The organism is Citrobacter sp. Marseille-Q6884 (genome assembly GCF_945906775.1).
In the GTDB taxonomy this organism is placed as follows: domain Bacteria; phylum Pseudomonadota; class Gammaproteobacteria; order Enterobacterales; family Enterobacteriaceae; genus Citrobacter.
This window is the reverse complement of record NZ_CAMDRE010000001.1, coordinates 1,800,735-1,814,849: the sequence shown is the minus strand read 5'-3', so window position 1 is coordinate 1,814,849 and position 14,115 is coordinate 1,800,735. Positions and strand designations below refer to the sequence as shown.

Annotated in this window: 12 protein-coding genes and 1 other annotated feature; of the genes, 4 read left to right on the top strand and 8 right to left on the bottom strand. The window is 52.5% G+C overall.

Annotation, left to right across the window (positions count from 1 at the left end; all coding sequences use genetic code 11):
• Positions 1-22: 22 nt before the first annotated feature.
• Complete coding sequence (gene dnaK, locus N7268_RS08630; RefSeq protein ID WP_260862511.1) at positions 23-1,939, bottom strand: molecular chaperone DnaK; 1,917 nt, start codon at positions 1,937-1,939, stop codon at positions 23-25.
• A gap of 383 nt (positions 1,940-2,322) precedes the next feature.
• Here dnaK and N7268_RS08625 point away from each other — a divergent pair, with 383 nt between their 5' ends.
• Both N7268_RS08625 and satP read left to right on the top strand, forming a co-directional pair.
• Positions 2,323-2,727, top strand: a complete 405-nt coding sequence (locus N7268_RS08625; RefSeq protein WP_260862510.1) for a DUF2541 family protein — start codon at positions 2,323-2,325, stop codon at positions 2,725-2,727.
• A 249-nt stretch (positions 2,728-2,976) separates the two neighbouring features.
• The gene (gene satP / locus N7268_RS08620; RefSeq protein WP_260862508.1) at positions 2,977-3,546 is read left to right on the top strand and encodes an acetate uptake transporter; all 570 of its coding nucleotides are present in this window, start codon (positions 2,977-2,979) and stop codon (positions 3,544-3,546) included.
• Positions 3,547-3,580: 34 nt separating this feature from the next.
• Here satP and N7268_RS08615 read toward each other — a convergent pair whose 3' ends face one another.
• The 3 genes from N7268_RS08615 to tal all read right to left on the bottom strand — a co-directional run bounded on the left by N7268_RS08615 (position 3,581) and on the right by tal (position 6,664).
• A complete protein-coding gene (locus N7268_RS08615; protein WP_260862507.1) occupies positions 3,581-4,888 on the bottom strand; it encodes an MFS transporter in 1,308 nt (435 codons plus the stop codon).
• Between the two features lie 124 nt (positions 4,889-5,012).
• Positions 5,013-5,600, bottom strand: a complete 588-nt coding sequence (gene mog, locus N7268_RS08610) for a molybdopterin adenylyltransferase (RefSeq protein WP_260862506.1) — start codon at positions 5,598-5,600, stop codon at positions 5,013-5,015.
• Positions 5,601-5,710: 110 nt separating this feature from the next.
• Positions 5,711-6,664 (bottom strand): transaldolase, encoded by a 954-nt coding sequence (gene tal, locus N7268_RS08605; RefSeq protein WP_198906543.1) that lies wholly within the window; start codon positions 6,662-6,664, stop codon positions 5,711-5,713.
• A 275-nt stretch (positions 6,665-6,939) separates the two neighbouring features.
• Here tal and N7268_RS08600 point away from each other — a divergent pair, with 275 nt between their 5' ends.
• Together N7268_RS08600 and yaaA are read left to right on the top strand one after the other, a co-directional pair.
• On the top strand, positions 6,940-8,370 hold the full coding sequence (locus N7268_RS08600) for an alanine/glycine:cation symporter family protein (RefSeq protein ID WP_260862504.1): 1,431 nt from the start codon (positions 6,940-6,942) through the stop codon (positions 8,368-8,370).
• A gap of 77 nt (positions 8,371-8,447) precedes the next feature.
• Complete coding sequence (gene yaaA, locus N7268_RS08595) at positions 8,448-9,221, top strand: peroxide stress protein YaaA (RefSeq protein ID WP_260862503.1); 774 nt, start codon at positions 8,448-8,450, stop codon at positions 9,219-9,221.
• 46 nt (positions 9,222-9,267) lie between these two features.
• Here the strand turns inward: yaaA and thrC are convergent, their stop codons facing one another.
• The 4 genes from thrC to thrL form a co-directional block, all read right to left on the bottom strand.
• The gene (gene thrC, locus N7268_RS08590; RefSeq protein WP_260862502.1) at positions 9,268-10,554 is read right to left on the bottom strand and encodes a threonine synthase; all 1,287 of its coding nucleotides are present in this window, start codon (positions 10,552-10,554) and stop codon (positions 9,268-9,270) included.
• A 3-nt stretch (positions 10,555-10,557) separates the two neighbouring features.
• Complete coding sequence (gene thrB / locus N7268_RS08585; RefSeq protein ID WP_260862501.1) at positions 10,558-11,487, bottom strand: homoserine kinase; 930 nt, start codon at positions 11,485-11,487, stop codon at positions 10,558-10,560.
• Position 11,488: 1 nt separating this feature from the next.
• Positions 11,489-13,951 carry a bifunctional aspartate kinase/homoserine dehydrogenase I gene (gene thrA, locus N7268_RS08580; protein ID WP_260862500.1) on the bottom strand — a complete coding sequence of 821 codons (2,463 nt, stop codon included), beginning with the start codon at positions 13,949-13,951 and terminating at the stop codon, positions 11,489-11,491.
• 23 nt (positions 13,952-13,974) lie between these two features.
• Positions 13,975-14,101: a sequence feature (Thr leader region), on the bottom strand.
• Positions 14,031-14,096: a thr operon leader peptide gene (gene thrL, locus N7268_RS08575; protein WP_032337689.1), complete on the bottom strand. Its 66-nt coding sequence runs from the start codon at positions 14,094-14,096 to the stop codon at positions 14,031-14,033. (Overlaps the previous feature by 66 nt.)
• Positions 14,102-14,115: the final 14 nt, after the last annotated feature.

Below are 14,115 nucleotides of genomic sequence, written 5' to 3'. Positions count from 1 at the left end.
ATTTTACCCGTTCAAAGGGCGATTATTTTTTGTCTTTCACTTCTTCAAACTCAGCGTCGACAACATCGTCATCTTTCGCGTTGTTTGCGGAAGCATCAGCGCCACCAGCCTGCTGCTGTGCATGTTGCTGCTGAGCGATTTCCATCAGTTTCTGGGAAACCTGCGCCAGTGCCTGCATTTTCGCTTCGATGTCTGCTTTGTCTTCACCTTTCAAAGATGTTTCCAGTGCAGTCAGAGCAGATTCGATAGCCGTTTTGTCGTCAGCCGGCAGTTTGTCGCCTGCTTCTTCAACCTGCTTACGCGTGCTGTGCAGCAGATGGTCACCCTGGTTGCGAGTCTGAACCAGTTCTTCGAACTTACGGTCAGATTCAGCGTTCGCTTCTGCTTCGCGAACCATTTTCTGAATTTCTTCTTCATTCAGACCAGAAGAAGCCTTGATGGTGATCTTCTGCTCTTTACCGCTGTTTTTGTCTTTCGCGGAAACGTGCAGGATACCGTCAGCATCGATATCGAAGGTCACTTCGATCTGTGGCATACCGCGCGGTGCCGGGCTGATACCATCCAGGTTAAACTGACCCAGATCTTTGTTATCAGCGGCACGTTTACGTTCACCCTGCAGCACGTGGATGGTTACCGCAGACTGATTGTCCTCAGCGGTAGAGAACACCTGGCTGTGCTTGGTCGGGATGGTGGTGTTTTTCGCGATCAGCGGAGTCATCACGCCGCCCATGGTTTCGATACCCAGAGACAACGGGGTAACGTCCAGCAGCAGTACGTCTTTCACATCACCGGTCAATACACCACCCTGAACGGCAGCACCGATTGCTACAGCTTCGTCCGGGTTAACGTCTTTACGCGGTTCTTTACCGAAGAACTCAGCCACTTTCTTCTGCACCATCGGCATACGCGTCTGACCACCAACCAGGATGACATCCTGAACATCGGAAACAGACAGACCAGCATCCTGCAGAGCAACTTTCAGCGGCTCGATAGAACGGTTCACCAGGTCTTCTACCAGGCTTTCCAGTTTCGCACGGGTCACTTTGATGTTCATGTGTTTCGGACCGGTGGCATCTGCAGTGATGTACGGCAGGTTCACGTCGGTCTGCTGCGCAGAAGACAGCTCAATTTTCGCTTTTTCTGCAGCTTCTTTCAGGCGCTGCATTGCCAGCGGGTCGTTACGCAGGTCAATGCCCTGATCTTTCTTAAATTCGTCAACCAGATAGTTGATCATACGGCTGTCGAAGTCTTCACCACCCAGGTGGGTATCACCGTTGGTTGCCAGAACTTCGAAGGTTTTTTCGCCGTCAACTTCGTCGATTTCGATAATAGAGATATCGAAAGTACCACCACCGAGGTCATATACCGCGATAGTACGGTTGCCGACTTCTTTATCCAGACCGTAAGCCAGCGCAGCTGCGGTTGGTTCGTTGATGATACGTTTGACTTCCAGACCTGCGATACGGCCAGCATCTTTGGTTGCCTGACGCTGTGCATCGTTAAAGTATGCAGGTACGGTGATAACCGCTTCAGTTACCGGCTCGCCCAGGTAATCTTCAGCCGTTTTCTTCATTTTTTTCAGCACTTCAGCAGAAATCTGCGGCGGTGCCATTTTCTGACCTTTTACGTCAATCCATGCATCACCGTTATCAGCACCGATGATTTTGTACGGCATGATGGCTTCATCACGCTGCACTTCTTCGTCCTGGAAGCGGCGGCCAATCAGGCGTTTAATCGCAAACAGGGTGTTTTGCGGGTTTGTCACTGCCTGACGTTTAGCCGGCTGACCAACCAGAGTTTCACCATCCTGGGTATAGGCAATGATAGAAGGCGTGGTGCGATCGCCCTCGGCGTTCTCCAGCACACGTGCTTGAGTTCCATCCATAATCGCTACACAAGAGTTGGTAGTACCCAGGTCGATACCAATAATTTTACCCATCTAAACGTCTCCACTAAAAATTCGGTCATCATGTGGTTGTGAATCTGTAATAAGGGCGAAACGTGCGGTTTCAACTACCCTGAATCGTTTTTTTTCAGACTCACCACTGCGGTTGTCTACAAGATGGGGTCGTAACCCACGTCATCAAGGGGGGCATGAAAATTTTTTTTAGCATAATGACAATAAAACGAGAGAAAAGAGGTGGAAAAGCCGGGTAGTAAGGCACCACCGACAATAATTAATTCACACTGCCGATGAATAATCACAAAACATTCATCGCAAAATTGTAATAAAAAGAAAAGATTACAGGAATGAATCGTTTTTCTGGCAGCAGTACTATGATCGCAGAAATCCCCCTTTTGCTCCCTTCAAAGAGAAATTCCATGAAATCCGTTTTATCGCTTTCCGCCAGTCTGCTTTTGGGTCTTTTACTCAGCAGTACGGCACAGGCTAACGATCATAAAGTGCTGGGTGTGGTTGCCATGCCCAGAAATGAAACCAACGATCTCACGCTCAGAATTCCCGTTTGTCGTGTCGTGAAGCGTATTCAGCTCACGGCAGATCGTGGTGATATCCAACTGAGCGGGGCCTCCATTTATTTCAAAGCCATACGCAGCGCCAGCCAGAGCTTAAACGTCCCCTCTGTAATCCGCGAGGGACAAACCACCGGCTGGATCAACATCAACAGTGACAACGATAATAAGCGCTGCGCATCCAAAATTACCTTCTCTGGCCATACCATTAACTCCTCTGATATGGCGACATTAAAAGTCACTGGAGATGATTAATTTTCTTTTCCGTTATTAAAAACGTGCAAAAGTCTCTGAACGTGAAGAGTGACGGCCAATCGCCGGATTACGCTCAATGATGACGCCCCCACAAACGTGATACCCATCACAGGGGAAAATATTTCATTTTCCCCTCGTAAGATCATAGACAGGCCCTTCTCCCCTGATTATCATGCCGCGCCCCGAAGTCCATGACCGTTATTCGGGGAAACTATTTCACCATTCAATCAATGATGATTTTGAGGAATTATGGGCAACACTAAGTTGGCTAATCCGGCACCGCTGGGCCTGATGGGCTTTGGCATGACCACCATTCTGCTTAACCTGCACAACGCGGGTTTCTTCGCCTTTGACGTTATTATTCTGGCGATGGGAATTTTCTACGGCGGTATCGCGCAAATTTTTGCCGGCCTGCTGGAATATAAAAAAGGCAACACCTTCGGTTTGACCGCCTTCACCTCTTACGGCTCATTCTGGCTGACGCTGGTCGCCATTCTGATCATGCCGAAAATGGGTCTGGCGGATGCAACCAATGGTCCGTTCCTGGGCGTGTATCTGGGTCTGTGGGGCGTGTTCACACTGTTCATGTTCTTCGGTACGCTGAAAGCAGCTCGCGCGTTGCAGTTTGTCTTCCTGAGCCTGACAGTGCTGTTCGCGCTGCTGGCAGTTGGCAACATTGCAGGTAACGAAGCCATTATCCACATTGCTGGCTGGGTTGGCTTAGTGTGTGGCGCCAGCGCCATTTACCTGGCGATGGGTGAAGTGCTGAACGAACAGTTTGGCCGCACCATCCTGCCGATTGGTGAAGCACATCACTAATCATCTGTTATCCCCCCTTCTGGGGGGATATCTCTTACGAACGCTGTAATGCTCCCTGAACGTCCGTATCGCGATGATAAATATCCTGTCGCAGCCAAATGCCCAATCCTAACCCCACCAGCGATAACGCCAGTACATACCAGGCCGGTGCCATCGGGGACACGCTCATCAGCATCGTGACGGCAATCGGCGTCAGACCGCCAAAAATGGCATACGCGACATTGTAGGAAAACGAGATCCCCGTAAAGCGGACCTCCGCCGGAAACGCCCGAACCATCACATAAGGCACCGCGCCAACCACACCCACACACAGCCCTACCAGACCGTATAAAAGGAACAGTTGCTCAGGGTGGCTGCCGGTCAGGTGATAGAACATCCAGCTGGAACAGGCCAGCAACAGGCTACCCACGATAAAGGTTTTGCTGGCGCCCACTTTGTCGATGATTAACCCGGCCAGCAGACACCCCATACACAGCATAATCGTGGCAACACTGTTAGCCTGCAGCGTCATCGCCGGAGCAAAGCCATACTGCTTTTGCAGCCAGACGGGGGACATCAGGATCACCACCACAATGCCAGCCGAGAGCAGCCAGGTCAGCAGCATCGAAATGACGACCGCTTTTTTATGCTTGCTGACGACCGACTTCACCGGCAGCTCTTGCGCCAGTGTTTTACGCTGCTGCATCTCAAGAAAGATTGGCGTTTCCTGTAGCCAACGGCGCAGGTACATAGCAACCAGCCCAAACGCGCCGCCCAATAAGAAGGGGATACGCCAGCCATAATCATGCACCGCCTGTTGCGTCATGCTGGTATTGACCAGCGTCGCCACCACTGAGCCCAACAAAATACCGACCGTCAAACCGGCAGTCAGCGTTCCGCAGGCGATCCCAATTCGACGTTCAGGCACATGTTCCGCCACAAAAACCCATGCTCCCGGCACTTCTCCGCCAATGGCTGCGCCCTGCAAAATACGCATCAACAGTAACAACAACGGCGCCAGAATCCCCATTGAGGCGTAAGTGGGTAACAGGCCAATCGCCAGCGTCGGTATCGCCATCAACAAAATGCTCAACGTGAACATTTTCTTACGTCCCACCAGATCGCCAAAATGCGCCATAACGATGCCACCCAACGGACGCGCCAGATAACCCGCAGCAAAAATGCCGAAGGTTTGCACCTGACGTAGCCATTCAGGAATGTCTGCGGGGAAAAAGAGTTCGCCGACGACGGCGGCAAAGAAGACAAAAATAATGAAATCATAAAACTCAAGCGCCCCACCGAGGGCGGCAAGCGAGAGGGTTTTATAATCCTGGCGATTCAGCGGTCGAGTGTGTTGTGACATAGCAAAACCATGAGTCAGTGGAGTGATTGAACGTACCTGCGATATGTGTAAATCAAAAATTACTATATCGTAAAGAATTCAATACTCCACCGTCATTGCGCTTTATATCACGAAAAGGCTACTTTCAGGCGTTTGTGTCGCGTATTGCGCTTTTTGGTCGAAAAGATGCTACCACTGCCGATGCGGTTTCCACATAAGGCCCATCTAACAACTGTATACAATACGGTACACTTGCAAAAATACCCGGCACGATAACCTTACCGTCAGCATATTTCACCCCTTCCAGGGTTTCTTTGATCGATTTCGGTTGCCCTGGCAGATTAAGGATCAACGCCTGTTTGCGAATCACGCCAACCTGACGGGAAAGGATCGCCGTAGGAACAAAGTGCAGGCTAATCTGGCGCATTTGTTCACCAAAGCCAGGCATTTGACGATCGGCCACAGCCAGTGTGGCATCCGGGGTGACGTCACGACGCGCCGGACCGGTTCCGCCCGTGGTCAGGACCAGGTGGCAGCTCATTTCATCAACCAGCTCGCACAGCGTTTGTTCGATGATTGCCTGCTCATCCGGGATCAGCCGTGTTTGCAGTTCAAAAGGGGTTGTAAGGGCCGATGCCAGCCACTCTTCAAGAGCAGGGATCCCCTTATCCTGGTATACGCCGCTGGAGGCACGGTCAGAAATAGAAACTAAGCCAATGCGTAGAGTGTTCATAATTATTCCGTTTAAGCAGACTCGTTAAACAGAATGATACACTGCGAAGAGGGTGACAGACAGGTTTCAGAAGAGGTAGCGTGACCCTTATCAGGGCCACGCTGAAATGATTACAGCAGATCGCCGATCATTTTTTCCAGTTTACCCTGGTCTACAGCAAACTTACGGATACCGTCCGCCAGTTTGTCTACAGCCATCGGATCCTGGTTGTGCTGCCACAGGAACTCAGCTTCGGTGATACGCGCAGGACGCGCTTTCACTTCGCCGGAGAAGGACAGTTTACGTTCGATAGCACCTTCGCTTTCCGCCAGTTCTTTCAGCAGCGCCGGAGCAATTGTCAGACGATCGCAGCCCGCCAGCTCAATGATTTCGCCGATGTTACGGAAGCTCGCGCCCATCACCACAGTTTCGTAACCGTGCTGTTTGTAGTACTCATAGATTTCCGTGACAGAAACCACGCCCGGATCTTCTGCCGGCGCGTACTCTTTCTTGTCGGTATTGGCTTTGTACCAGTCAAGAATACGACCCACGAACGGAGAAATCAGGTATACGCCAGCTTCTGCACATGCACGTGCCTGCGCGAAGGAGAACAGCAGCGTCAGGTTACAGTTGATGCCTTCTTTTTCCAGCTGCTCAGCGGCACGAATACCCTGCCAGGTCGAAGCCAGTTTGATCAGAATGCGGTCGTTGCTGATACCTGCATCGTTGTAGAGCTTGATCAGGCGTTTTGCTTTCGCGATAGAAGCGTCGGTGTCGTAGGACAGGCGAGCGTCAACTTCAGTGGAGATACGACCCGGAACCAGTTTCAGGATCTCCAGACCGATGTTCACTGCCAGTTTGTCCGTCGCGTCAACGATCTGCTGCGCGCGGTCGTTGCTCTGCTGCTTAGCCCAGGTAATTGCTTCGTCAATAAGCTTACGGTATTCCGGGATCTGCGCTGCATTAAGAATGAGAGAAGGGTTAGTTGTGGCATCCTGAGGCTGGTACAGCTTCATTGCCGCGATGTCTCCGGTGTCGGCCACTACAGTGGTGAACTGACGCAGGGAGGTCAATTTGTCCGTCATGATAGCGATTCTCTTTAAACAGCTTGTTAGGGGGATGTAACCGATCTCCCCTGATGATAGCACGACGCACTCTCAGCGCAACCGCCGGGATTCTCTGACTTGCCGCTCAATCTTGATTACGCATATCAAAGTCAGGCATGCGCAATTGAGGGATATCACCCGATGTTATGATAGACTCCCGCCATCAATCTCCTGACAAGGTATATACTGTTCGCTAATTGGTAGCGCTTACATGGAAATATTAGCGCCTACCGGCATCAACAAGAGGGATGTTAATGCCTGATTTTGTCTTCTTTATTAATGAAATACTCTGGGGCTCGGTAATGGTTTACCTCCTGCTTGGCGCAGGATGTTGGTTCACTTACCGTACAGGGTTTGTCCAGTTTCGCTATGTTCGCCAGTTTAGCAAAAGTCTTAAAAACAGCATTACCCCACAGCCGGGCGGATTAACCTCATTTCAGGCGCTCTGTACCAGTCTCGCCGCACGTATCGGGAGCGGAAACCTCGCGGGCGTTGCGCTGGCAATCGCAGCCGGTGGCGCGGGTGCCGTTTTCTGGATGTGGATCGCCGCCGTGATCGGCATGGCGACATCCTTTGCCGAGTGCTCACTCGCTCAACTTTATAAAGAACGCGACAGTAAGGGACAGTTTCGCGGCGGACCGGCATGGTATATGGCGCGCGGGCTGGGCATGCGCTGGATGGGTGTCCTCTTTGCCATCTTCTTACTCGTGGCGTATGGCCTGATTTTTAACAGCGTCCAGGCAAACTCGGTCTCACGCGCGCTGGAGTTCGCCTTCGACGTGCCTCCCCTCGCCTCTGGTATCACGCTCGCACTGGTGTCCTTACTGGTGATTGTCCGTGGTATTAAAGGCGTTGCTCGCTTGATGCAATGGTTCGTCCCGCTAATGGCGCTGCTATGGGTCGGCTGCAGCGTCATCATCTGCCTTTGGCATATCGGTCAGATCCCTGAAGTTATCCTCACCATTGTGAAGAGCGCATTTGGCTGGCAGGAAGCGGCCGCCGGTGGCGCGGGCTATACACTCAGCCAGGCCATAGCCAGCGGTTTCCAACGCAGCATGTTTTCCAATGAGGCGGGAATGGGTTCAACCCCGAATGCCGCGGCCTCAGCGTCATCATGGCCTCCTCACCCTGCCGCACAGGGTATTGTGCAAATGATTGGCGTATTAGCGGACACACTCATTATTTGTACCGCCAGCGCGATGATTATTCTTCTGGCAGGCAATGGAACGGCATATGTCCCCATGGAAGGCATTCAGCTTATGCAAAGAGCGGTGGTGTCACTGACAGGCGAATGGGGCGCGGGCTTTGTTGCCCTGATTGTGATCCTGTTTTCTTTTAGCTCTATCGTCGCCAACTATATTTATGCAGAAAACAATCTGGTCTTTCTGCGCCTGGACAATACCCGGGTCATCTGGCTGTTGCGTATCGCGACCGTCAGTACGGTCGTCGCCGGAACATTACTCAGCTTCCCGCTGGTGTGGCAACTTGCCGACATTATTATGGCTTGTATGGCTATCACCAACCTGACGGCGATTTTGCTGCTCTCCCCGGTTGTTCATACTATCGCCAGCGATTACCTGCGACAGCGAAAACTCGGTGTGCGACCTGAATTTGATCCGCGCCGTTATCCTGATATCAGACAACAGCTTGCGCCAGGAACCTGGGATGAACCGCCGCGCGACTAGCACGGCAATTGCAGCCATCGATCAATTCTGTCGTTTTTTTTGCTAAAGTCGCAGTAAATTTCCTGCAAGGACTGGATATGCTGATTCTGATTTCACCTGCAAAAACGCTCGACTACCAAAGTCCGCTGGCAACCGCACGTCTTACACTGCCTGAGCTGCTGGATCACTCCCAGCAGCTTATCCACGTAGCACGTCAACTCACTGCGCCACAGATTGGTAAGCTGATGGGGATCAGCGATAAGCTGGCAGACCTGAATGCCACCCGATTCCATGACTGGCAACCTGACTTCACGCCGGACAATGCGCGTCAGGCTATCCTGGCGTTTAAAGGCGATGTCTACACCGGTTTACAGGCAGAAACGTTCAGCGAGGCTGATTTCGATTTTGCGCAGCAGCATTTGCGCATGCTGTCCGGGCTGTATGGGGTTCTGCGTCCGCTGGATCTCATGCAGCCTTACCGTCTGGAGATGGGTATTCGCCTTGCCAATGCGAAGGGGAAAGATCTGTACCAGTTCTGGGGTGATATCATCACCGACAAACTGAACGAAGCGGTGGAAGCGCAAGGCGACAACGTCGTGATTAACCTCGCCTCGGATGAGTATTTTAAATCCGTGAAGCCGAAAAAGCTGAATGCAGAGCTGATCAAACCCGTTTTCCTCGACGAGAAAAACGGCAAATTCAAAGTGATCAGCTTTTATGCCAAAAAAGCGCGCGGCCTGATGAGTCGCTATATCATTGAAAACCGTTTAACAAAGCCAGAACAGCTCACCGCGTTTAACCGCGAGGGCTATTTCTTTGATGAAGAAACGTCAGGGAATGGCGAACTGGTGTTTAAACGTTACGAGCAGTAAGGCAAGCATGCCGGATGGCGGTTAACACCACCGTCCGGCACAGTCATTACCCGCGAGTCATCATCAGTTGACGCAGCGCGGCAAAATCAGCCGGCAGATGATGAGACAACAGCGGCAAGTCAGCACGTTCCGCCAGCGCTTTTGGCAGATCCAGCGTGACATCCAGAATCTCTTCAACGCTTTCTTTGAACTTCGCCGGATGCGCAGTACCGAGGAACAAACCATATTCTCCCGGATTCAACTGATCACGAAGTGCGCGGTAAGCCACCGCCGCATGCGGCTCAGAGGTGTAGCCGAGTGTCTGTAGCTCGCGCATGGTTTCCTGGGTCGTGGCATCATCAATAGCCGCATAGCCCAGCTCATTCAAACGCCAGATCTTACGGCGGAAAAGCTCTTCCACGCGCGGCCAGTTGTTAGGCTGGCTGACATCCATTGCATTCGATAACGTTGCCTGTGTCGCTTTTGGTGCCCACTCGCCCTCTTTCAGAAAACGCGGAACCGTATCGTTGACGTTAGTGGCGGCAATAAAGCGTTTCACCGGCAAGCCGAGAGATTTTGCCAGCAGGCCGGCAGTCAGGTCGCCAAAGTTGCCACTCGGCACGGAGATCACCAGCTGATTGCGCGCTTCCTGCGGCAACTGGGCGACGGCTTCAAAGTAGTAGCAGATTTGTGCCAACAGACGGCTGATGTTGATCGAGTTAGCCGAATTTAGCCCCAGCGCCTTCTTCAGCTCTTCGTCGTCAAACGCCTGCTTCACCAGCGCCTGGCAGGCATCAAAATCGCCATCTATGGCGACAGTTTCAATGTTTCCGCCCAGCGTACAGAACAGTTTTTCCTGTAACGGGCTGATCTTACCGTTCGGATAGAGGATCACCACACGCACATTTTTCAGGCCGTAGAACGCATGGGCGACCGCAGCACCGGTATCGCCGGAAGTGGCTGTCAGGATAGTCACCGGCCGATCGCCGCTGATGTGCGTCAGCATCTGCGCCATGAAACGTCCGCCAAAGTCTTTAAATGCCAGCGTCGGGCCATGGAACAACTCCAGACAACCGACATCGCCTTCGACCTGAGCCACCGGCGCCGGGAACGCAAACGCTGCAGCAACTCGCTCGGCGAGGATCGCCTGAGGAATTTCATCATCAATAAATGCGGAAAGGATCTTTGCGCTACGGCTAACAAAATCCAGCTTCAACATGTCATCAATTTCAGTCAGGCTAAATTCCGGCAAATCGTGCGGGAAAAATAGCCCCTGTCTTTTGCCTAGCCCTTGCGTGACGGCCTGCGCGAAATTGACCTGTTCGTTATGATCTTTAAGATTGTAGAGTTTCATTAATTATCCCAGTACCCGTGCGCCCGCCGTGTCCAGCCGGCAAATATGAACAAAGCCTTCCTGATTTTGCAGGTAATTTTTACTCAACCAGTCTGCTACACGCTGCGCCGTATCCGGCTTATCGCATAATGCAAACAACGTCGGCCCAGACCCGGAGATCCCGCTGGCCAGTGCGCCAATTTCCGCCACCGCCTGACGCGCCTGGCTAAAACCGGGCAGCAAACGGGTGCGGTAAGGTTCCGCGATCACATCTTTCATCAACTTAGCGGCCAACAGAGGCTGCCGTGAATAGCAGGCATGAATAAATCCAGCCAGATGTCGCCCGTGGGCGATGCAGTCCTGACGGCGATACTGCGCCGGTAAAATCGCCCGCGCTTCTGCCGTCGAGACTTTAATTCCCGGATACGCCAGGACCCACAGCCACTCATCAAAGCCTGGCACCTGCTGACTGATAATGCCGTTTTCTTCAATCATTAACTGCATGCCGCCCAAAAAACACGGCGCGACGTTATCGTAATGGATACTGCCTGAGATACGCCCTTCCAGCTCACCCATCATCGCCAGCAAACGCGTATCGTTGAGCGGCTTACCGCAGTGTTCATTCATCGCGACCAGCGCCGCAACAACGGAACAGGCGCTGGAACCTAACCCGGAGCCAATCGGCATATTTTTTTCCAGCGTCATGCGCACCGGAACCGGTTTACCCAACTCCTGACAGAAGCGCTCCCAGCACTGGTAAACGATATTTTCTCGCGGCTCTGACGGCAATTTGTCAGCAAAGCGCCCAAGGTTGTTCAGGCTGAAACTGTCAGCCGCTTCAACACAGACAACATCGCCCAACAGAGAACCATCAACAGGCGTTACGGCCGCCCCGAGCACATCAAACCCGACACTCATATTGGCACTGGAAGCCGGGGCATAAACTCTCACCATTTTAGACTCCTAACTTCCATGAAAGGGTGCGTAGCAGGTCGGCAAAAACACCTGCCGCCGTGACATCGTTACCCGCACCGTATCCGCGCAATACCAGCGGTAATGGCTGATAGTAGTGGCTGTAGAACGCCAGCGCGTTTTCACCGTTTTTCACTTTAAACAGCGGGTCATTGCCATCGACTTCAGCGATTTTCACGCGACAAACACCGTCCTCTTCGATATTGCCAACATAGCGCAATACTTTGCCCTCATCACGGGCTTTTGCCACTCGCGCGGCAAACACGTCATCCAGTTGCGATAACGTCGCCATAAACGCGGCAACATCACCTGATGCGTCAAAATCTTGTGGTAGCACCGGTTCAACGACGATATCAGACAGCTCCAGTTCACGGCCGGTTTCACGGGCCAGGATCAGCAGCTTACGCGCCACATCCGTTCCGGAAAGATCATCACGTGGGTCGGGTTCGGTGTAACCCATCTCACGTGCCAGGGTGGTGGCTTGCGAGAAGCTCATTCCTTCGTCCAGCTTGCCGAAAATAAACGACAGCGAGCCGGATAAAATACCGGAGAAACGCTGCAGTTCATCCCCTGCGCTGAGCAGGTTTTGCAGGTTTTCAATAACCGGTAAGCCCGCCCCCACGTTGGTGTCATAGAGGAATTTACGCCGTGATTTCGCCGCGGCAAAACGCAGTTGATGGTAGTAATCCATGGACGAGGTGTTGGCTTTTTTGTTCGGCGTCACAACGTGAAAACCTTCACGCAGGAAGTCAGCATATTGATCCGCCATCGCCTGGCTGGACGTGCAATCAACAATCACCGGATTGAGCAAATGGTATTCTTTAACCAGGCGAATTAAGCGCCCAAGGTTGAACGGCTCTTTCGCTTCCGCCAGTTCCGACTGCCAGTTTTCCAGATTCAGACCATGAACATTCGTTAGCAAGGCCTTTGAGTTCGCCACCCCACAAACACGTAAATCAATGTGCTTGCCCTTCAACCAGCTCTGCTGACGTTTTAACTGTTCAAGCAGCGCCGCCCCCACGCCGCCGACACCGATAACAAAGACTTCAATCACTTGATCGGTATTGAACAGCATTTGGTGCGTGACGCGTACGCCCGTCGTGGCATCATCGTTATTCACCACAACCGAAATCGATCGTTCAGATGAGCCCTGCGCGATGGCAACGATATTGATATTGGCGCGAGCCAGTGCAGCAAAAAACTTGGCAGAGATACCGCGCAGTGTGCGCATACCGTCACCCACTACCGAGATGATCGCCAGACGTTCAGTGACCGCCAACGGCTCCAGCAAGCCCTCTTTCAGCTCCAGGTAGAACTCATCCTGCATAGCGCGCTGGGCACGTGCACAGTCTCCCTGCGGTACGCAGAAGCTGATGCTGTATTCAGAAGAGGATTGGGTGATCAGTACCACAGAGATTCCCGCACGGGACATCGCGGCAAAGACGCGAGCCGCCATGCCTACCATCCCTTTCATTCCGGGGCCGGAGACACTGAACATCGCCATATTATTGAGGTTCGAAATACCTTTTACCGGCAAATCATCCTCATCGCGACTGGCGCCAATCAACGTACCCGGCGCTTGCGGATTACCGGTGTTTTTAATCAGGCAGGGGATCTGGAACTGCGCAATCGGGGTGATGGTGCGCGGGTGAAGCACTTTTGCACCGAAGTAAGAAAGCTCCATCGCCTCCTGGTAAGACATAGACTTCAACAACCGGGCATCAGGAACCTGACGTGGATCGCAGGTATAAACACCGTCCACATCGGTCCAGATCTCACAACAATCCGCGCGTAAACAGGCAGCCAGTACAGCGGCAGAGTAGTCGGAACCATTGCGTCCCAGCACCACTAATTCGCCTTTTTCGTTTCCGGCAGTGAAGCCTGCCATCAATATCATATGGTCAGCAGGAATACGGCTGGCCGCAATACGGCGCGTAGATTCCGTGATATCAACAGTCGATTCGAGGTAATGACCTACCGCTAACAGTTTCTCAACCGGGTCGATAACCGTAACGTGATGTCCACGCGCTTCCAGCAGGCCAGCCATGATAGCGATCGACATTTTTTCACCACGGCAGATAAGCGCGGCATTGATGCTGTCCGGGCACTGTCCCAGCAGGCTGATGCCGTGCAGGACATGTTTAATTTGGGCAAATTCTTGATCAACAAAAGCTTTGAGCTGCGCCTGCGGGAAACCCGGCTGCACGGCGGCAAGACCGACCAAAAGCTCAGAGAAAATACGTTCGGCATCGCTGATATTCGGTAACGCATCCTGACCACCAATCGTCTTCTCAATCATGGCGACCAGGTGGTTAGTAATTTTTGCGGGGGCAGAGAGTACGGTTGCAACCTGCCCCTGCCTGGCATTGCTTTCCAGAATATCGGCAACCCGCAGAAAGCGCTCTGCATTTGCCACTGATGTACCGCCGAACTTCAACACTCGCATGGTTTACCTCGTTGCCTTTGGTCGAAAAAAAAGCCCGCACTGTTTAGGTGCGGGCTTTTTTCTGTGTTTCCTGTACGCGTCAGCCCGCACCGTTACCTGTGGTAATGGTGATGGTTGTGGTAATAGTGATGCTGATGCGTTTCATGATGTTGTGTGCTCTGTCA